This window comes from Nonomuraea sp. NPDC049141 (assembly GCF_040648415.1).
Lineage (GTDB): Bacteria > Actinomycetota > Actinomycetes > Streptosporangiales > Streptosporangiaceae > Nonomuraea.
Genome location: NZ_JBEZDR010000027.1, coordinates 121,501 through 139,996, shown reverse-complemented (window position 1 = coordinate 139,996; position 18,496 = coordinate 121,501). Strand labels below are relative to the sequence as shown.

Here is an 18,496-nt window from a genome sequence, read left to right as displayed (position 1 = left end):
GGCGGTGGCGGCGGCAGCGGTAATGAGCGCCCGGCCGCCGACACGGACGGTGATGGGCGTGCCAGCGGGGCCGATGAATGTCGTGGCTGTGCGATGATCAGTCACGCTATGTGACTTCGATCATCTCGGCCGAGCCTGGTGAGATCGTCGGACGTCCGGTCTGGCGGCTGATGCCCGCGAGGGCTAGGCGCAAGCCGGGTGCTGGGATCAGGCGCGGTGGCGGCCTCCGCGTGATCCCTTGTGGGTTGTGCGCGGCTGAGGGTGTGCCGGGGGGAGGGCTTGCGTTCGAGAGGTCACGAGCAGCTCGCCGTTCCCGGCCCGCAGTTCGTCGGACCAGGCTCGCAGTTCGTCCATGACAGTGCCTGAGGCGGCCGGCGCCTCATGGCTTTGCCGACGGCGAGTACGGGCAGCGGTGTCGAAGGCATCCGTGCGGGGCGGGACGGCCGACGGGAGACGGTGACGGCGGCCCCGTGACGGCGCGTCCTGGGCGAACGCCTCCGCGCCGTGGGCAGCGCCCAGGGGACGATGACGGCGCCCGCGCAGGGGACTGTCCGCGGTGAACGGAGCCGACTCCTCGACAGGGTGCCCGCTGCGGCGGCGCCGCCCGTAGTAGCCGCCCGTCTGCGGGCTCTCCGCCTGCTCGGCGGTGGGCCAGGGCTCGGTCGCGCGCGTGTACGGCGTGCGCGCGTCAGGGTGCTGCGGCGTGGTGTACGAACCGGGCTGCTGGGACGCGGTGCGCGAGCCGGGGTGCTGTGACGCGGTGCGCGAGCCGAAATACTGCGGCGTGGTCTGCGAACCAGGGTGCTGGGACGCGGTGCGAGGCCTGGGACGATGCGGCGCACTGTCACGGCGCGTCGAAGGCATGCTGTCACGGCGCGCGGACGGCGTGAAGGCGTCGAACCGTGTCGTCGCCGCCACGGGGACGGGCGAGAACGCGTCGAACTCCGTCGTCGCCTCGGGGATCGGCGCCGAGGCCCGCGCCAGCAGGTCGGCGATCGGCTCCAACGGCTTCAACCGCTCCAGGATCGACCGGCTCGCACCGGTCACCAGGCGCGGGTCGGCCACCAGGCGCGGGTCGGTCACGTCGAGGTGCGGCTCGCTCCCGAGCGCGGACGCGACGACCTCGGCGGGGACGGCGAAGTCGAAGTCGGTCGATGCGATGAGCTCGTTCGAGGGGGTGAGCTCGGCTGGGGCGCTGAAGGCGAGGTCGCTCGCGGTGATGAGCTCGGCCGGGGTGGCGACGGCGAGGTCGCTCGCGGTGGTGAGAGCCGGGGTGGTGAGGGCCGGGGTGGCCGTGCGGGCCAGGGCGGGGGCCGTTTCGGTGCGGGCCTTGCGGCGGCGGCGCCGGTGGCCGACGGCGGCCGGGGCAGGGGCGGCGAGGGTGGCCGCGCGGGCCGGCCGTACGCGCATGTTCCTGGTCTTGGCGACGGCGAGCACCGCGAGGGCGGCCACCAGCGCGGAGCCGATCAGCGCGGGAGACGAGAGCGTGGGCAGCGGAGCGGCGGACGACGCGTCGACGATGGTCGGAAGGGGAGCGGGGTTGCTGGTGACCGCGTTGGTGTCGGCGGTGGCCGGCTTGGCGTGCTTGCCCTTCTTGGGCGCCTGTTCGGCGGCCTTCGTGGTGGCCGCGGGCGACGACTTGCGGGTGGCCGTGGGGGCGGGGGAGACGGCCTGTTTGGGGCGGGTGGCGAGTGGGGCCTCGAGGTGTTCGCCCTGCCCGACTCCCTGCCCGATGCGGGGGATCAGGTCGACGAGCGGGGTGCCGTCGGGGAGTTGGAGCTTGCCCACCTCGGTCGTGGAGGTGGAGGTGGAGGCCTGCTCGTTCGCCCGCTGTTGCGCGTCCTGCTCGCCCTCGACCTGCTTCTTGGCGGCCTCGTTCTCCAGGCGGGTCTTGACCTTCTCCGGGTAGCCGTAGCCGACGACCTTGCTGGTGTCACGTTCCTTGCGCTTGGCGACGCCGCCGTCGATGTTGCCCTCGATCGTGAAGATCGTGTCGCCCTCGACCTTGGTCACCAGGCCGACGTGGTCGATGGCGTCGATGTCGTTCGAGCCGCCCCAGTCGTAGAAGACGAAGGCGCCGGGCTGGGGCTTGTGGCCCCAGGCGCCGTGCTCCTTGAACCACTCGGCGTGCTGCACCGTCCAGGCGAACTGACCGATCCAGTCCTCGTAGCCGAGCTTGTGCGCGGCCCAGGACAGGTACATGTCACACCAAGGTGCGGAGCTGTAGTCGGCGTCGAACTCGACGTTCTTGCCGTACCAGTGGCCGAACTTGGTGTACGCATCGCCTTTCTCGGAGTAGCCGAGCTGACTCTCGAGCAGGTCGATGAACTTCTTCATCTCTGGCGTCATGGACGTGCGAAGGAACCTTCCGGGCAAGACCGGGTTTATCCACACAGCCCTGGGTACGTGGGACGTATGTAGCAAAACCGGAGGCCTGTCGTCTTCCGTGATGAAGGAGGCTACCGTGGCGAAAGGGCAGGTCAAGCCTGGGTCCAGGTAGCTCCAAAGGTAATGCGCACCAAAACAGCAGGTCAAAAGCTTGCCAGAAATGTCCCGACAAGGACGGTTTGATAGTAAAAGATCTACCTTTGGGTGTCTAGAACGTGTTTTGGTAGAACGTGTTCTAAGATGCTGCAATGACGATCGACGTCGCCGCCGGCGAATCCCGCATCGCCGCCCTGTGCGCCCTGGCCCAGCGGACCAGAGACCTGATGGATGCGGTGCTGGTCACTGACGTTGACGAGGACGAGCTGGTGGCCGTGACCGCCGAGCTGGCCGCCCTGACCGAACGTCTCGAAGCGACCGTCAGCGTGTCATCGCGGCCTTTCGACATCGCGCCGGACGGCACCGTACGCCACCTGGGCAACGCCGCCATCGGCGCCGCCAATCCGTTCGCGGTGCCGCTGGTCGTGGAGCGGGCCGCGAGCGGCGGGGTGCGGTCGGAGGTGTCGTTCCGGCCGCTGCACGAGGGGCCGCCCGGCTCCGTGCACGGCGGGATCATCGCGATGGCCCTTGACCACCTGCTGGGACAGGCGGTCGCCGTCGCCGGGCTGGCGGCTATGACCGGCACGCTGACGCTGCGCTACCGGGCGCCCGTGCCGTACGGCCGGCCGGTGGTCGTGACGGCGGAGCACACGCGTACGGAGGGGCGCAAGGCGTGGGCGGACGGCCGGGTATCGCTGCCGGACGGCACGGTGCTGGCCGAGGCGACCGGCCTGTTCATCACCCCGACGGCGTGGCTGGACGGCCCCCCGTCAGCGGTCCGCGCCGGTCAGTAGCCCACGCCCCGTGAGTAGCCCACGCCCCGTGAGTAGCCCACGCCCCGTGAGTAGCTTGCGTCCGTCAGCAGCCCGCGCCCGTCAGTAGCCCGCGCCCGTCAGTAGGCCGCCGTCCACCGTGAACTCGCTGCCCGTGCAGTAGCTGGACCGGTCCGAGGCCAGGAACGCCACCACGTGCGACACCTCCACCGGCTTGGCGAAGCGCTTGATGACCATGCTGCGGAGGAACGCGTCCGCGTCCACCTCGCTCATGATGTCGGGGTCCAGGGCCATCGAGGTGTTGATCGCCCCGGGATGCACCGAGTTGACGCGGATCTTGAAGCGGGCCAGCTCACGGGCGGCCGCCTTGGTGACCCCCCGGATGGCGAACTTGGAGGCCGAGTACGCCGACATCCCCTCGGCGCCGATGAAGCCCTCGATCGAGGAGATGTTCACGATCGAACCGCGCCCGGCGGCCCGCATCGGCTCGATCGCCGACTTGACGCCGAGCCAGGTGCCCTTGAGGTTCACCTCGATCACGCGGTCGAACTCCTCGACCGTCATGTCCATAATGCGACGAAATTTCAGGATCCCAGCGTTGTTGACCAGGACGTCTAACTTGCCGTACATGTCGACGGCGGTCGCGACCGCACGCGCCCACTCCTCCGGGGCGGTGACGTCGTGATGGACGAAGGGCGCGCCCGTCTCCTCGGACAGCGCCTTGCCCTCCTCGTCCAGCACGTCACCGAACACCACGCGCGCCCCTTCCTCCAGGAACAGCCGCACATGCGCCTCGCCCATGCCGCGCGCTCCGCCGGTGATCAGCGCCACCTTGCCGTCAAGCATTCCCATTGCGACCTCCCGCCGCGACGGCCACCGAGGCCGCCTCCATAGATCGGTAGACGGGGATCCCGGCCGCCGCCACGATCGCCCTGACCTCGTCCTCGACACCGGGGGGTGCGCACTCGCCGTTCCTGGTGACCAGCGTGACCCTGGTCCCCGGGAGCGCGTCCTGTGTGGCCGCCAGCGCCCGCGCGTACTCGAACAGCGGTTCGGCCCGCGTCCCGTAGGTGAAGAAGCTCTGTACGTTCACGTGCGCCACCACATCCGGGTACGGACGGTGCCGCACGATCGTCTCGACGGCCCGCCGGACCAGGTGCGGCCCGCTCCGGGGGCCGACGGGCACCTCCAGCGGGTTGGCCAGCGAGGAGCCGGCCCCCAGCCCGAGCCCACGAAGCTCGCCGAGCACCGAGTCGGGCAGCGGCCCGAGCGGCACCCCGGCCCGATCGAAGACATCGGCGGCCAGCACACTCGCCCCGCCACTCGGCCCGATCACCAGCGCCCCGCCACGCGCGCCCACACTCAGAGAACCCACCTCACCACCCGGGACCGCGCCGAGCGAGCCCGCCTGGCCGTCCGAGATCGCGGTCCCGTTGTACGGACCTGTTGTTCGGGTGCCGTGGGCCTGGAAGAAGGCGAGGACGCCGATCAGGTCGTCCTGGGAGGTCACCAGCGTGGCCCCGGTCTGGTCGGCGAGTGCCTGCCAGATCCGCCCGTCGCTCACCAGGCCGCCGGTGTGCGAGGCGGCGGCCCGCTGGCCTTGGGCGCTGCGCCCGCCGACCAGCAGCACCACCGGCATGGGAGCGGCCGCCAGCGCCTCGTACAGCGCCCGCCCGTCACGCGGGTCCTCCAGGTACAGGCCGACGGCCCGCGTCTCGGGGTCGGCCGACAGCCAGCGGAGCAGTTCGGCCGGGGTGACGTCGGCCGCGTTCCCGACGGTGACCACCCGGCTGAACGCCAGCCCCCGCCGCTCGCCGACCTTGATCACCTCTCCGGCCAGCCCGCCGCTCTGCGAGATCAGCGCGACCGTCCCCGCCGGGCCGAGCCCGCCGCCGACGAACGTCTGCCGCCCGCGCGGGCAGTACACGCCCATGCAGTTGGGGCCGAGCAGCCGCGTCCCCGCCGCCCGTGCCGCGGCGACGAGCTCCTGTTCCAGCTCCGGCCGTCCCGCCTCGCCGAACCCGCCACTCATCACCTGTACGTACGGCACGCCGCTCGCCTGCCGTACGACCTCGGCGCACCGCTCGGCGGGCACCGCCACCAGCGCGTAGTCCACGTCGGCCGCGGCCAGGGAGGGCACGGCGGGCACGCCGCCCACCTCCCGCGCCTCCGGATGCACAGCCACCAGCGGGACACCGGCGGCCTTGTAGAACTCGAGGAACATGTTCCCGAAGTTCGGCCTGCTGGTGGAGGCCCCGACCACAGCCACGGCCCTGGGCTCGAAGAGCGGCCCGAAATCCACCGGTTCCCCGGCCTTTGCGAGCTCCCCGGCCTTTGCGGGCTCTCCGGCCTCCACGAGCCCCCCGGCCTGAGCACTGTGCTCAGCCTCAAGCACAGCGTCGGCAGCCGGGAGATACCGCGCGTCCACCGCCACAACGCCCGACTCGGTGGCGATGACCGGATTGATCTCGAACTCGCCCAGCTCCAGCCGCTCCCACAACCCGCCGGCCCCGCCGACTGTCATGAGCAGCTTCACCACCGCGTCCACATCCACTCCGGGACGCCCGCGCAGCCCGTACAGCACCGGAGACCCGCGCAGCGACCCCAGCATCCGCCGCGCGTCCTCCTCGGAGATCGGGCACAGACCCAGCGCCGTGTCCCGCAGCGTCTCGGCCCACACCCCGCCCAGCCCGGCCAGCAGCACGGGCCCGAAACCGGGATCGTGGACCAGCCCGACGATCAGCTCCACGCCGGCGGCGGCCTGCTCCTCGATCAGGAAGCCCTCGGCCCCGGCGACCTCGGCCAGCATCCGCGCGGCCGCGGCCGGGACGTCGGCCCGGCCCAGCCCGAGCACCACGGCGCCGGCCTCGGACTTGTGCACGATCCCGGGCCCGTACGCCTTCAGCACCAGCGGTTCGCGCAGGTCCATGACGGGACCGAAGTCCATACCGCGCACCACCACCCCGCGCGGCACCGGCACCCCGGCCTCCCGCAGCAGTGCCTTGGCCTCGTGCTCCGCGACCACCGCTCAGCTCCCCAGCAGGTGGCCGTGCTGCTCTCTGATCTGTCTGCGTAAGAGCTTGCCGGGCCCGCCGGAGGCGTCCTCGAAGTGCGGCAGCGTGTCGGCCACCACGATGCGGTCCGGCCGCTGGTGCGGGGCCAGCAGGTCGTCCAGGGCGATCGCGAGCTTGGCCGCGTCGAGCGAGTGCCCGGCACGTGCCACCACGGCCAGGAGGATCCGCTGTTCGGCCGCGTCCTGCCCTTCGACGTGCGCGGGCACCCCGACCGCCCCGGCCTCCGCCACGCCGTCGAGTGCGGCGGCGGCCTCCTCGACCGCGACCGGCTGGGTCCAGACGCCGCCCTTGAGAATCGCGTCCTCGCGCCGCCCGAGCACGCGCAGCACCCCGTCGGGGGAGACCGAGCCGAGGTCGCCGCCGACGTACCACTCGCCGCGCAGCACCTCTGCGGTCTTGTCCGGCAGCCCGTCGTAGCCGGTCATCCGGTGCGGCCCGGCCAGGTTGATCTCGCCGACCTCGTCCACCACGCGGCGGCCCGAGGGGTCCGTGACCCGGACGGCGTTCCCGGTACGTGCCCGGCCCGACGAGCCGAGCGGCGTGGAGCCGTCGTCGACCCGGCCCATGCAGGTGTAGGGGGCCTCGGTCTGGCCGTAGTAGGAGTAGACGCCGGCGTCGGGCAGCCGCTCCTTGATCCGGCCGAGCATGGTCGCGGTCAGCGGCTCGCCGCCCAGCATGATCACCCGGATCGACGACAGGTCCACCGCCTCGTGCTCGGACGAGCCCAGCAGCGCCGCGTAGAACGACGGGATCTGCGACACGTGTGTGACCCGTTCGCGTGGTACGACGCGCAGGAAGTTCGCCGGGCCCCAGTCCTGCTCCAGCACCAGCCGCATCCCGGCGTACAGGGCGGGCCCGACGATGGCCGGGAAGCCGATGCCCCAGATGATCGCGCCCGTGCCGAACACCGCGTCCGGCCCGCGCGGCACGTCGAGCCAGATCTGAGCGGTGGCCAGCGACGAGGCGTGCGTGTGGACCACGGGCTTGGGCAGCCCGGTCGTCCCCGAGGTGTAGTAGAGCGCGAGCGGATCGTCGTGGAAGCCCGCGAGCGGCGGCTCCTCTTCTGAAGCGTCCGAAATATCGGACGCCTTGATCCAGGTGGTGATGGCGGGCAGCGACGGCCTGATCTCCGCGACCACCCCCTCCACGGTCGAGTCGTACACGAACGCCGTGCACCCCGACCGCTCGACCACCGCGCGCAGCGTCTCCACCGGCCAGTACGGGTTCAGCGCCGCCGTCACCGCGCCGATCTTGGCCTGCGCCAGGTACACCTCCGCCACGTGCAGCGTCTCGTTCAGCAGCGCCGCCACCCGCGTGCCCGGCGTGACGCCCGCCGCGAGCAGCGCGTGCGCCCGCCGGTTGACGGTTCTGTTCAGCTCGTCGTAGGTGAAGCTCCGCTCGCCGCAGTAGGTGAGCGCCACCCGGTCGGGGGTGCTCATCGCCGCGGCGGTCAGGATCGCGTGGCCGTAGTTGCCGTACGGTGATCGCGCCATCGGGGGTGCCTCCGTCGTCAGAGGGGTGAATAGAGCACGAAGACGTTTCCTGAGGGATCGCGCAGCACGGCCCGCGTTTCGTGCGGCCCGTCCTCCGGCTCGCGGACCACTTCGGCGCCGCGCGCCACCAGATCGGGTACGGACCGCCGTACGCTGTCCACCTTGAACGACGGCGCGGCCGAGGCGGTGACGTGCTCGGCGGGCCCGGCCAGCGCCACGGTGACGCCACCTCCGTTCAGCGCGGCGAACCTGTCGCCGTCGCGGAACTTCACCGGCAGCCCGTAGAAGGCGATCGCCTCGTCCAGATCGGCCACGGGTATGAGCACGTTGCCAACGATCACGCGGGCCTCCAATGCGGTAAGTCGTCCACGAACGTCACCCGCACCGGCATCCCGATGCGGACCTCCTCCGGCGCGCACCCCACGACCTGGCCGAACACACGCGCCCCCTCCGGCAGATCGACCCAGGCCAGCACGTACGGCTCACGACCCCGGTAGCCGGGCGCGAACGAGCGGTGCACCACGGTGTACGTGTGCACCACGCCCGCGCCGGAGACCGGCTCGAAGACGAGTTCGCCACCGCACCGAGGGCAGTCGGCCTCGGGGAGGTGGACCCGCCGATCGCAGGCCGTACAGCGCTGAACGACCAGCTCGCCGCGCCTGCAGGCGGCCCAGTAGGCGGAGGTGTCACAGGTCATCGCTTGCCAAGCTAGCGCACGCTTGGTTGCTCGACAAGCCTAGCCAGCGGGATCCTCGGCCGACTCACCTGAGGTCAGCTCGTCCGAGGTCAGCTCGTCCGGGGTCAGCTCGTCCGGGGTCAGCTCGTCCGGGGTCAGCGAATCCTCGGTGAGCGAGGTCTGCGCGTCAGGGCTCGGCGAGACGAAGGCCGGGGTGCCAGCCCGCGGCGAGTCCGAGGGCAGCGCGACGGGCGGCTGGGACGGCGTCGGAGTGGTGGGCTCCGGGGTGGGCGGGCCGGCCGTCGGGCGCGAGGCGCTGGGAGTGGGGCACGGCGGCCCGTCCACGGTCACCTCGCTGACCTGGGGGCCGTTGGCCGCCGCCGGTTCGGTCAGCAGCAGGAGGCCGAAATGCGCCTGCCGGCCGCAGCCGACCGAGCCCAGGTCGCGGGCCACGGAGTCGGTGTAGGCGGTCTGGCCGGTGAGCGTGCGGGTCTCCTTGTGTACCGTACGGGCCTGGCCGTCGCCGTCACGCCGCGTGTACGTGATGCGCAGCCGTACCGGCCCCCGGCCGTCGGCCGCCACGCGTACCGCGCCCGCCGAGCCGGTCCACCGCACGATGTCCGCCGACCGCACGGCCGGGCTGGGCAGCGTCTGGGCGGACTGCCGGGACGTCGGGGGCGCGCTGGAAACGGTGACGGGCGCGCTGGAGACAGTGGCGGGTGGTACGGGGGCGGTCGTCGCCGTCCTCACTGTGGGACGGCTGGTATCCGAGGTCCGGCGGACCGGGGTCTTGTCGTCGACCGGGCTGGGATCCACCGGTTCGGACGTCTTCGGCTGCGGCATCAGCACCGTGCCCGCGGGGCCGAGCCCGCCGGTGAGCACCACCGCGATCAGCACGGCGACCACCGCCGCGCCCGCGATCCACAGGTGCGGCGGCAGCCTGGGCACGGTGATCCGCCGGTCGCGGACGGCCCCCTGGGTGGCGGTCGGCGCGTCGGTCCTGGCCAGCGGGAAGCGGAGCGCGAGCAGCGTGGCCAGCTCGCCGAGGTGGCGGCGCCCGCGCTTCTCCCAGTCCGGGCCGTAGGCGGCGACCGCGTCCTCCTCCAGTTCCGCCGCGAACTGCCGGGCGGAGGCGTACCTGACCGCCGGGTCCTTGGCCAGCCCGCGCCTGAGCAGGTCGCGCAGCGAGTCGGGGGCGACCTCCAGCGGCACCGGCTCGACCAGGTGCTTGTCCCGCAGCGAGGGGACGTCCTCCGCCTTGTACGGTGGCCGTCCCTTGACGGTCTCGAACAGCAGGCACGCCGCCGCGTAGAGGTCCGCGGGGGGCCCCGCCTCCCCCCGCGTCCACAGCTCGGGCGACATGTACGGCGGGCTGCCCGCGGGCACCCCCGGCTCCTCGGCATGAACCACCACGCCGAAGTCGGTCAGCTTGCTCGTGCCGTCCGCCTGGACCAGCAGGTTCTCCGGTTTGACGTCCCGGTGCGGCACGCCCTTCCCGTGGGCCACGGCCAGCGCCGACAGCGTGCTCTTCAGCACCGCCAGCGCCGCCTCCGGGCTGGTCCTGCCGTGCTCGGCCAGGATGGTACGCAGCGACACCCCGTCGACCAGCTCCATCACCACCGCGGCCCTGGTCGTGGTCTCCACGTACTCGTAGAGCTGGACCACGTTCGGGTCGTCGAGCTCCACCAGAGAGGGGGCGTCCACCCGGAAGCGGTCCATGAACTCGGTGTCCCGGCGCAGGGTCGCGTTCAGGTATTTGATCGCGACATAAGCCCCGGTGGCCTGGTAGGTGGCGAGGAACACGCGGCCCGTGTGCCCCGCGCCGAGCTGGCGTACTTCTCGGTAACCAGGGACCAAAGCGAACCCCCATAACGCAGCCGTCTCCCGTTCGACGGTCTCATCCGGGGTCCCGGTTGTCACGGGTCAAGATATTTCGCGATGTGTCAGGTGATTATCACGGTCGGTTGCCGGGTGATATGTTCGTGGCCAAGCAAGCGCTCGGCTAACTGGAGGCGCCGGATGGAGCGTACGGCCGTGCTGGTCATGGAGATGCAGCGGGGCGTCGTCGGCGATTTAACGAAATTTCCGGACCTGGTGGCTGTGTGCCGGCGGCGTGACGTGGTGGGCAACGCCGCCTCCGTGCTCCAGGCGGCCAGGGCGGCCGGCCTCCCGGTGATCCACTGCACCGCCGCCTTCCGCCCCGACCGGGCCGGCTCCCACACCCGCAACAGCCCGTTCATCACCGCCCTGCTCAAGGACCCCGACCACATGCTGGAGGGCACGCCCGCAGTGGAGGTGCTGCCCGAGCTGCTGGACGACTCCGACCTGGAGAGCCGGCGCCACCACGGGTTCTCCCCGTTCACCGGCACCTCCCTCGACATGACGCTGCGCTCACTGTCCGTCTCGCACGTGGTGGCCGTCGGGCTCTCGCTCAACCTGGGCATCACCGGGCTGGCCCTGGAGGCGGTCAACCTCGGCTACCGGGTCACCGTGGTGACCGACGCCGTCGCGGGCGTACCGGACGGCTACGCGGTGGCCGTACTGAAGTACACGATCGGCCTGCTGGCCACCCGCGTCACCGCCGCCGCACTCGTCGAGGAGTGGAAGGCCGGGGACGCGCGGTGATGGAGGGGATGCGGCTCGACGGGCGCGCGGCCGTCGTGACCGGGGGAGCGGGCGCGATCGGCGCGGCCATCGCCGCGGACCTCGCCGCGCTGGGCGCCCGGGTGATGGTCGCCGACGTGGACCTGCCGGGAGCCGAGAAGGTGGCCGGTGGGCTGCCGGGAGCCGCCGCACTGGCCGTCGACCTCGCCTCGCCGCCGTCCATCGAGCGGTTCTGCGGCGCGGCCGGGCAGGCCGACATCCTCGTGCACAACGCCGGGGTGTCGATCGTCGAGCCGTTCGTCGCGAGCGACCCGGCGAACTGGGATCTCATGTGGCAGGTCAACCTGCGCGGCCCGATGCTGCTGACCAAGCTGCTGCTGCCGGGCATGCTGGAGCGGGGGTGGGGGCGGCTGGTGTTCATCTCGTCGGACGGCGCCAGGGCCGGCTCCGGCGGCGAAGGCGCCTACGCGGCGACCAAGGCGGGGCTGTTCGGCCTGGCCAAGACGCTCGCCCGCGAGGCGGCCAGGGCGCACGTCACCGCCAACGTGGTCTGCCCGGGCCCCACGGACACGCCGATGCTCCGGCGCGTCTCCGCGGCCGAGCCAGGGCTGGTCGACAAGATCGTCAGGACCGTACCGCTGCGCCGCCTCGGCACGCCCGCCGACGTGGCGGGCCTTGTCGCCTACCTGTGCACGGAACGCGCCGCCTACATCACCGGCCAGACGCTGTCGGTCAGCGGCGGCGTGACCATGCAGTGACGCCCGTGCGGTCATATCGAACGGTAGACGGCCTCCATGAGCCGGATCGCCCGCAGGTTGCCGGAGAAGGCGTCGGCCATCCTGTTCATGACATAGCCCGCGGCCAATCCGTGCGCCGGATCGGCCAGCCCCATGGAGCCGCCCATGCCCGTGTGCCCGAACGCGGTCGCGGACGGCAGGAAGAACGTCATGCCCGGCCGCATGAAGCCGAGCCCGAACGAGCTGTCCAGCAGCAGGACCCGGTCGGAACCCGTCACCCGGGGACGGATGGCGTCCTCCAGCGTCTCCGGGCGCAGCAGCTCGCCCGCGAGCAGCGCGCGGTAGAACGCCGCCAGCGACCTGGCCGTGGTGACCATGCCCGCGGCGGGCCAGCCGGCGCGCAGGATCACCGGGTGGTTGGCGCCGCCTTTCAGGTCCTGGATGCGCGGATTGCCCAGGGCGCGGTTCATCAGGCTGCCGGGATCCTGGGCCGCCATGGCGATCGCGGTGATCGGATCCTTCGGCGGCCCGATGGGCGTCGCGGCGGGGACAGGGGCGCTGGGCGCCACAGGGGCGCCGGGCGCGCGGCTGGGCGCGCCGTCGCCCTTGCCCGTCTCGCTGCCCGTCTCGCTGCCGGGCGGGGGTCCGGCCGTCAGGCGGGCCGCCTTGGCGATCACGTCGTCCGGCGCCCCGATCCACAGGTCCAGCCCGAGCGGCCCGGAGATCTCCGCCGCGACCAGCTCACCCACCGACTTTCCCGTCAGCCGGCGCACGACCTCGCCCACCAGGAAGCCGTAGGTCAGCGCGTGGTAGCCGTGCGCCGACCCCGGCTGCCAGATCGTCCGCTGCCCGGCCAGGCGCGCCGCGATCGCCGGCAGATCCTCGAACTCCTCCACCGGCACCGGCTCGTCCAGCGCGGGCAGCCCGGCCTGGTGGCTGAGCAGGTGCTCGACTGTGACGCCTTGCTTGTCCTGTACACCGAACTCCGGCCACACCTCGGCGACCGGCGCGGTCACGTCCACCAGGCCGCGCTCGGCGAGCTGCAGCAGCACGGTCGCGGTGACCGCCTTGGTGCACGAGTACGCGAACACGGGCGTGTCCCGCTCCCACGGCCGCCCCGTGCGGCGGTCGGCCACGCCGTCCCACAGATCCACGACCAGCTCGCCGTCGAGGTAGACCGCGAACGCGGCCCCCAGCTCGGCACCATCGGCGAAATTCCGCTCGAACACCTCGCGCACACGGGAGAACCGGGGATCACAGTGCATCCAGACCTCCGACAGGAAGCAGAAAGGGAGCGCTTACGTGCCAGCCGAGCCTAACAATTGGGGACGTTTCGGCCCAGAGGATCAACGAGGCACGCTGAACCTGCTCACCGGCGACGTCGTGCTGAGGGCCCTGGCCGCCGCGCGCACCGGCCAGGTGCTCAGCCTGTCCATGCCGATCAGGGGCGCCACGTCGTCGCCCGCCCCCACGACGGTGCCGCACCTGCGGGGCCGTCCCCTGCCGCAGCACTTCATGTCGGTCGACGGCGGCGACTACGCGGCCGGCGCCCGGCCGGTGGGCGCCGGGCTGCGGATGGCCGACGACGCGCTGATCGTCACCCACCACGGCACGACCACGCACATGGACGCGCTCTGCCACATGTGGTCGGGCGACGAGCTCTACAACGGCCACCCCGCCGCCCGCGTACGCTCCTACGGCGCCACCCGGTGCGGCATCGAGCAGGTCGGCGGAGTCGTCGCCCGGGGCGTCCTGTTCGACGTGCCCCGCCATCTCGGGCTCGACCACCTGCCCGCCGACTTCCGCATCCCGGCGCAGTTGCTGGCGGAGATCGCCGTGCCGCGCGCGGGCGACGTCGCGGTGATCCGTACCGGCTGGCCCGCCGTATGGGAGCGCTCGCACGAGGAGTACTGGTCGGGCCAGCCGGGGCTGTCGGCCGGCGCGGGGCGCTGGCTGGCGTCGATGGACGTCTCGGCCGTGGCCGCCGACAACGCGGCGATCGGCGGGCTGAACGACCGCCAGCTCGCCGACGAGCCGCTCGACGACGACCTGCACCTCATCCTGCTGCACCGGCACGGCATCCACCTGATCGAGATGCTCTGGCTGGAGGAGCTGAGTGCGGCGGGCCGTACGGAGTTCGTCTTCGTCGCGGCCCCGCTCAGGATCGAGGGCGGGACCGGGAGCCCGCTCAACCCGCTGGCGATCCTCTGAGCCCCGGCTACCAGGTGACCGGGAGGCTCTCCACGCCGTAGACCGCCGCGCGCTCCTTCAGTGGCACCTCGGAGGCGGGCACGGCCAGCCGCAGGCCGGGGAAGCGTTCGAAGAGCCTGCGGTAGCCGATGCGCATCTCGACCCTGGCCAGCTGCTGCCCCAGGCACTGGTGCACGCCGTGCCCGAAGGCCAGGTGCCGCCGCGCCTCGGCCCGGTCGAGCCGCAGCTCGTCCGGATCGGCGAACTGGCCCGGGTCCCGGTTGATCGCCGGCAGCGACAGCGCGACCGACTCGCCCTTCCTGACCAGCTCGCCCGCCACCTCCACGTCCTCCAGCGCGACCCGGCTCGGCGCGCCCACGTGCAGGATCGACAGCCAGCGCATCAGCTCCTCGATCGCGTTGTCACTGTTGAGCAAGGCCCGCTGCTCCGGGTGCTCCAGCAGTGCGAAGACGCCCAGGCCCAGCATGTTCGCGGTGGTTTCGTGGCCAGCGATGAGCATGATCAGCGCGAGGTTCGTCAGCTCCTCGTCACTGAGGTCGCCGGTCAGGCCGCTGATCAGGTCGTCACCCGGTTCGGCGCGCTTGCGTCGTACGAGCTCGCCCAGGTAGCCGGCGAGCGCCGCCAGCTCCGACACGCCCTCCTCGTCGAGGGCGACGAACCGCGCGGTCATCTCCTGGAAGAACTCATGATCCTCGTACGGCACGCCGAGCAACTCGCAGATGACCAGCGACGGGATCGGCAGCGCGTACGCCCGCACCAGGTCCACGGGCGGCCCCGAGACGGCCATCGCGTCGAGATGCTCGGCGGCGATCTCCTCGATCCGGGGCTCCAGCAGCCGCATCCTGCGGACCGTGAACTGGCCGGTGAGCAGGCGCCGGTAGCGGGTGTGCTCGGGCGGGTCGGTCGTCACGAACATGCCAGGGGGAGCGGGCTGGTCCTGGCCGAACTGCGAGGTCGCGCGTACGGCGCTGTGCTTGAGCTCCTGGCGGTTGCTGAACCGGGGATCGCTCAGCACGATCCGCGCGGCCTCGAAGCCCGTCGCCAGCCAGCCCGCGTGCCCGTCCGGGTAGTCCAGGCGCGACAAAGGCGGCAGCTTGGCCAGCTCGGGAGGCGGGTCGAAGGGGCATCCGGGGGTTCTGTCCATGGGAAGTCGCATATTTTGAGAGTAGACTCCTATTTGAGAGTTGTATAGCAGATAGAGGTGATCTCTTGTGAGTAGACGACTCTGTGCCGAAACCCCGACAATCAGTGACATGAGCGATCGACCGGTGCAGGGTCTGCGGGAGCGGAAGAAGGCCAGGACGAGGGCGCTGATCCAGAAGGAGGCGCTACGGCTGTTCCGCGAGCAGGGCTACAGCGAGACCACGGTCGAGCAGATCGCCGAGGCGGCGGAGGTGGCGCCCAGCACGGTGTTCCGCTATTTCGCCACGAAGGAGGAGCTGGTGTTCATCGACCAGTTCCCGCCCTTCGCCGAGGCCCTGAACGCGGCTCCGGCCGAGCTGAACCCGATACGCGCGGTCCGCGTCGCCATGCGGGAGGTGACGGCGGGCCAGTCGGCCGAGGAGATCGCCGAGGGGGTGGAACGGGAGCGGCTCATGCTCACGGTGCCCGAGCTGTGGGCGGCGAGCCTGGAGAACATCACCGGGACGCTCAGGACGATGCAGGAGATCCTGGCCAGGCGGGCGGGGCGCGCCACGTCCGATCCGGAGATCCGGAACATCACGGGGGCGATCGCCGGGGTGATGATCGCGGTCTGGTTCGACTGGGTGAAGAACCCCGTGATGGACGGGCCCGCCGAGGTCGACAAGGCCCTGGCCCACCTGGAGGCGGGGTTGTGCCTGGAGCCCGGTCAGGCGCCCGGGTAGTTGCCGCCGCCGTGGGCGGCGTCCAGGGCGTCGTAGTCGGGGGTGAAGCCGCGCTTGGGTATCGCGTCGACGAACGCCACCTCACGCGGCTTCTTGTAGGAGGCGAGAGCGTTCTTGACGTGGTCGATGAGGTCGTCGGCCGTCGCCTCGGCACCCTCCTTGAGTGCCACCACCGCCTTGACCGCCTGGTGCCAGGTGGCGTCAGGGACGCCGATCACGGCGGCGTCGGCGACGGCCGGGTGGGCCTTGAGCGCGCGTTCGACCTCGGCCGGGTAGACGTTCTCGGCGCCCGACTTGATCATGCGGAGCCGGGGGCCGATGAAGGTGATCGTGCCGTCGGGCTCGCGCCGGCCGAGGTCGCCGGTGTGATGCCAGCCGTACGCCGACTTAACCGCATTTAAGTCGGGTCGGGCGAAATATCCGGAAAAGAGGGTCTTGCCGCGGGCGCAGATCTCGCCCACCTCGCCCGCCGGCACCTCGCTGCCGTCGGGGGCCAGGATGCGGACCTGGGCCAGCGGGGACGGCCGGCCGGCGAACCCGGCGGCGCCCGGCGCCAGGCCGAGGAAGGTGAGCATGCCGCCGACCTCCGTCTGCCCGTAGCCGCCCATCTTGGACCGGCACCAGGGGGAGTCGTCCACGGTGATCATCGCGTCCCATTCCGCGGAGTGCGAGACGAACCGCAGCGACGACAGGTCGTACTTGCCGCCGGTGTTCGCCTTCGTCACGGCGTCGATCATCGGGCCGAACAGGAACGCCTGCGTGACCCGCTCGGCGTCGATCAGGCGGCAGACCTCCTCGGCGTCGAAGGCGGGGGTGAAGACGTTCGTACCGCCGATCTGGAGGGTGGCCAGGCAGAACATCATCGTGCCCACGTGGAAGAGCGGCCCGTTGTTGAGGAAGGTGAAGCCGGACTCCATCTGGCGCACCACCAGCAGGGACACGCTGTGGGCCAGCAGGGCCGCGCTGCTGAGGAGGGCCGCGTTGGGGCGGCCGTCGAAGGCGGCGGTGTAGAGGGCCAGCACCGGCTCGGTGTCCTCGGCGGGCGGGAAGTCCCTGGGGGAGCCGCTCGCGACGAGCCGCTCGTACTCCTCTCCGGTCCGCACCCAGAGCGCGGTGCCGCTCTCCAGGGCGTCGGTGGCGTCGGACGGCTCCCGGACGACCACGCGCGGCGCCAGGTCCTCGACCACGAAGCGCAGCTCGTCCGCCGACTGCCGCCAGTTGGCCGGGCAGAAGATCGCCCCCAGCCGCGAGCACGCCAGCAGCAGTTCCAGCACCGCGTGGGAGTTCTGCCCCAGCCAGAGCACGCGTTCGCCGGGCGCCACGCCCGCGGCGGCGAGGGCGTCCGCGAGGCGGGAGACCCGGGCGTCCAGCTCGGGATAGGTGAGACGCGTTTCCCCGTCCACCACCGCCGTCACCTGGGGGCGGCTGCGCGCGTGCTCGGCGAGTACGTCGGACAGCGACAGGCTGTGGATCATCGCTTCTCCTGCGGCGTCGGTGGAAAAGTCAGTGGAATGCGGGCATGACCTCGGCGGCGAAGAACCGCATGACCTTCTTCATCTCCTCCAGCGGCATCGGCCGGGTGCTGCCGAAGTCGCAGAGCAGGTTGGCGAACCCGGCCTCCCGCAGCAGCGAGATCTGGTCGATGACCCGCGCCGGGTCGCCGATCACCTCAAGCTGCTCCCAGCGGAAGTCGGCCGAGACGGAGCCGCCCTTGAGATAGCGGTCCTGGTAGTACTCGAAGCCCTGCGCGGCCTTGCCCGTCTTCGGGTCGATCGGCGCGCTGCGCTCGTTGAAGATCCGCGACCGGTCGAACGACGCCTCGAACCTGGCCTGGTCCTCGCGGGCCTGCTCGACGGTCGGCGCCACGTAGACGCTCCGCGCCACCACCAGCTCGGCGCCCCCCGCGTGCCCCGCCTGGGCGGCGGTCTCCTGCCAGGTCTCGGCCGCCTTGACGACCTTGCGGAACGTCGCCGCCGGGTCGGCCAGGATGGGCAGCCCGCGCTCGCCGTACATGGTGACGGTCTCGGGGGAGACGGCGGCGACATGGATCGGCGGGTGCGGCGTCTGGAGGGGGCGCGGTGTCAGCGACACCTCGGCGCCGGTCTTGTAGAACTTGCCCTCGTGCTGGAAGGCCTCCTCGGTCCACAGGCCGAGGATCACCTCCAGCGCCTCGTTGAACCGGTCGCGCGCCTCGGCCAGGTCGATGCCGAAGCCCTCGAACTCGAAGCTCTGGTAGCCACGCCCGATCCCGAGATCCAGCCGTCCGCCCGAGAGCACGTCCACCAGCGCGGCCTCCTCGGCCACGTGGACCGGGTTGTGCAGGGGCAGCACCACGATGCCCGTGCCCAGGCGGATGCGCGAGGTGCGGGCGGCCGCGTGGGCGAGCAGCGTGAACAGGTTCGGCACGACGCCGTAGTCGCGGAAGTGGTGCTCGGCCAGCCGTACCCCGTCGAACCCCAGTTCCTCGGCCAGCTCGATGAGCTCCAGGTGGTAGTCGTAGACGTCCTTGAAGCTCTGGCCGTCGAACCGGTGGAAGAGGTGGAAGGTCGAGAACTTCATGCGGCGGCCCCTCAGTGGTA

The 18,496-nt window shown here is 71.5% G+C and carries 16 protein-coding genes; 5 read left to right on the top strand and 11 right to left on the bottom strand.

Translation table 11 applies throughout. The features are described 5' to 3' along the window. Window positions 1-207: 207 nt before the first annotated feature. Complete coding sequence (locus AB0B91_RS53130; protein ID WP_358338722.1) at window positions 208-2,337, bottom strand: CHAP domain-containing protein; 2,130 nt, start codon at window positions 2,335-2,337, stop codon at window positions 208-210. Window positions 2,338-2,636: 299 nt separating this feature from the next. Here AB0B91_RS53130 and AB0B91_RS53125 point away from each other — a divergent pair, with 299 nt between their 5' ends. Beyond that, on the top strand, window positions 2,637-3,278 hold the full coding sequence (locus tag AB0B91_RS53125) for a PaaI family thioesterase (RefSeq protein WP_358338719.1): 642 nt from the start codon (window positions 2,637-2,639) through the stop codon (window positions 3,276-3,278). Window positions 3,279-3,359: 81 nt separating this feature from the next. Here AB0B91_RS53125 and AB0B91_RS53120 read toward each other — a convergent pair whose 3' ends face one another. The 6 genes from AB0B91_RS53120 to AB0B91_RS53095 are packed head-to-tail and all read right to left on the bottom strand — an operon-like array spanning window position 3,360 to window position 10,420. Further along, window positions 3,360-4,109: a glucose 1-dehydrogenase gene (locus AB0B91_RS53120; RefSeq protein WP_358338716.1), complete on the bottom strand. Its 750-nt coding sequence runs from the start codon at window positions 4,107-4,109 to the stop codon at window positions 3,360-3,362. Continuing rightward, window positions 4,096-6,282 carry an acetate--CoA ligase family protein gene (locus AB0B91_RS53115; protein ID WP_358338713.1) on the bottom strand — a complete coding sequence of 729 codons (2,187 nt, stop codon included), beginning with the start codon at window positions 6,280-6,282 and terminating at the stop codon, window positions 4,096-4,098. The genes AB0B91_RS53120 and AB0B91_RS53115 overlap by 14 nt, the downstream gene beginning before the upstream one ends. A 3-nt stretch (window positions 6,283-6,285) precedes the next feature. After that, window positions 6,286-7,824, bottom strand: a complete 1,539-nt coding sequence (locus AB0B91_RS53110) for a class I adenylate-forming enzyme family protein (protein ID WP_358338710.1) — start codon at window positions 7,822-7,824, stop codon at window positions 6,286-6,288. Window positions 7,825-7,841: 17 nt separating this feature from the next. Further along, window positions 7,842-8,165 carry a VOC family protein gene (locus tag AB0B91_RS53105; RefSeq protein ID WP_308127544.1) on the bottom strand — a complete coding sequence of 108 codons (324 nt, stop codon included), beginning with the start codon at window positions 8,163-8,165 and terminating at the stop codon, window positions 7,842-7,844. Then, complete coding sequence (locus tag AB0B91_RS53100) at window positions 8,162-8,521, bottom strand: Zn-ribbon domain-containing OB-fold protein (RefSeq protein WP_214643058.1); 360 nt, start codon at window positions 8,519-8,521, stop codon at window positions 8,162-8,164. The genes AB0B91_RS53105 and AB0B91_RS53100 overlap by 4 nt, the downstream gene beginning before the upstream one ends. 39 nt (window positions 8,522-8,560) lie before the next feature. Continuing rightward, window positions 8,561-10,420, bottom strand: a complete 1,860-nt coding sequence (locus tag AB0B91_RS53095; protein WP_358338707.1) for a protein kinase — start codon at window positions 10,418-10,420, stop codon at window positions 8,561-8,563. A gap of 99 nt (window positions 10,421-10,519) precedes the next feature. On the opposite strand from AB0B91_RS53095, the gene AB0B91_RS53090 reads away from it, so the two are divergent. Together AB0B91_RS53090 and AB0B91_RS53085 are read left to right on the top strand one after the other, a co-directional pair. Next, window positions 10,520-11,125: an isochorismatase family cysteine hydrolase gene (locus AB0B91_RS53090; protein ID WP_358338704.1), complete on the top strand. Its 606-nt coding sequence runs from the start codon at window positions 10,520-10,522 to the stop codon at window positions 11,123-11,125. After that, window positions 11,125-11,862: an SDR family NAD(P)-dependent oxidoreductase gene (locus tag AB0B91_RS53085; RefSeq protein WP_358338920.1), complete on the top strand. Its 738-nt coding sequence runs from the start codon at window positions 11,125-11,127 to the stop codon at window positions 11,860-11,862. The genes AB0B91_RS53090 and AB0B91_RS53085 overlap by 1 nt, the downstream gene beginning before the upstream one ends. Before the next feature lie 11 nt (window positions 11,863-11,873). Here AB0B91_RS53085 and AB0B91_RS53080 read toward each other — a convergent pair whose 3' ends face one another. Further along, the gene (locus AB0B91_RS53080; protein ID WP_358338701.1) at window positions 11,874-13,106 is read right to left on the bottom strand and encodes a serine hydrolase domain-containing protein; all 1,233 of its coding nucleotides are present in this window, start codon (window positions 13,104-13,106) and stop codon (window positions 11,874-11,876) included. A gap of 37 nt (window positions 13,107-13,143) precedes the next feature. Here AB0B91_RS53080 and AB0B91_RS53075 point away from each other — a divergent pair, with 37 nt between their 5' ends. Further along, window positions 13,144-14,052, top strand: a complete 909-nt coding sequence (locus tag AB0B91_RS53075) for a cyclase family protein (protein ID WP_358338698.1) — start codon at window positions 13,144-13,146, stop codon at window positions 14,050-14,052. A 7-nt stretch (window positions 14,053-14,059) separates the two neighbouring features. Here the strand turns inward: AB0B91_RS53075 and AB0B91_RS53070 are convergent, their stop codons facing one another. After that, window positions 14,060-15,208, bottom strand: coding sequence for a cytochrome P450 (locus AB0B91_RS53070; RefSeq protein ID WP_358338695.1), 1,149 nt, complete (start codon window positions 15,206-15,208; stop codon window positions 14,060-14,062). Between the two features lie 97 nt (window positions 15,209-15,305). Between AB0B91_RS53070 and AB0B91_RS53065 the strand changes: the two genes are divergently transcribed. Next, window positions 15,306-15,917, top strand: a complete 612-nt coding sequence (locus tag AB0B91_RS53065; protein ID WP_358338692.1) for a TetR family transcriptional regulator — start codon at window positions 15,306-15,308, stop codon at window positions 15,915-15,917. Here the strand turns inward: AB0B91_RS53065 and AB0B91_RS53060 are convergent. After that, a complete protein-coding gene (locus AB0B91_RS53060) occupies window positions 15,902-17,392 on the bottom strand; it encodes an AMP-binding protein (RefSeq protein WP_358338689.1) in 1,491 nt (496 codons plus the stop codon). The genes AB0B91_RS53065 and AB0B91_RS53060 overlap by 16 nt on opposite strands. Before the next feature lie 28 nt (window positions 17,393-17,420). Then, window positions 17,421-18,476, bottom strand: coding sequence for an LLM class flavin-dependent oxidoreductase (locus AB0B91_RS53055; protein ID WP_358338686.1), 1,056 nt, complete (start codon window positions 18,474-18,476; stop codon window positions 17,421-17,423). Window positions 18,477-18,496: the final 20 nt, after the last annotated feature.

Bases quoted from the DNA above. Each gene is read 5' to 3' on its own strand.
- AB0B91_RS53060 (WP_358338689.1), bottom strand. From the start codon at position 17,392: ATGATCCACAGCCTGTCGCTGTCCGACGTACTCGCCGAGCACGCGCGC.
- AB0B91_RS53085 (WP_358338920.1), top strand. From the start codon at position 11,125: ATGGAGGGGATGCGGCTCGACGGGCGCGCGGCCGTCGTGACCGGGGGA.
- AB0B91_RS53070 (WP_358338695.1), bottom strand. From the start codon at position 15,208: ATGCGACTTCCCATGGACAGAACCCCCGGATGCCCCTTCGACCCGCCT.
- AB0B91_RS53065 (WP_358338692.1), top strand. From the start codon at position 15,306: ATGAGCGATCGACCGGTGCAGGGTCTGCGGGAGCGGAAGAAGGCCAGG.
- AB0B91_RS53080 (WP_358338701.1), bottom strand. From the start codon at position 13,106: ATGCACTGTGATCCCCGGTTCTCCCGTGTGCGCGAGGTGTTCGAGCGG.
- AB0B91_RS53125 (WP_358338719.1), top strand. From the start codon at position 2,637: ATGACGATCGACGTCGCCGCCGGCGAATCCCGCATCGCCGCCCTGTGC.
- AB0B91_RS53120 (WP_358338716.1), bottom strand. From the start codon at position 4,109: ATGGGAATGCTTGACGGCAAGGTGGCGCTGATCACCGGCGGAGCGCGC.
- AB0B91_RS53110 (WP_358338710.1), bottom strand. From the start codon at position 7,824: ATGGCGCGATCACCGTACGGCAACTACGGCCACGCGATCCTGACCGCC.
- AB0B91_RS53130 (WP_358338722.1), bottom strand. From the start codon at position 2,337: ATGAAGAAGTTCATCGACCTGCTCGAGAGTCAGCTCGGCTACTCCGAG.
- AB0B91_RS53055 (WP_358338686.1), bottom strand. From the start codon at position 18,476: ATGAAGTTCTCGACCTTCCACCTCTTCCACCGGTTCGACGGCCAGAGC.
- AB0B91_RS53090 (WP_358338704.1), top strand. From the start codon at position 10,520: ATGGAGCGTACGGCCGTGCTGGTCATGGAGATGCAGCGGGGCGTCGTC.
- AB0B91_RS53100 (WP_214643058.1), bottom strand. From the start codon at position 8,521: ATGACCTGTGACACCTCCGCCTACTGGGCCGCCTGCAGGCGCGGCGAG.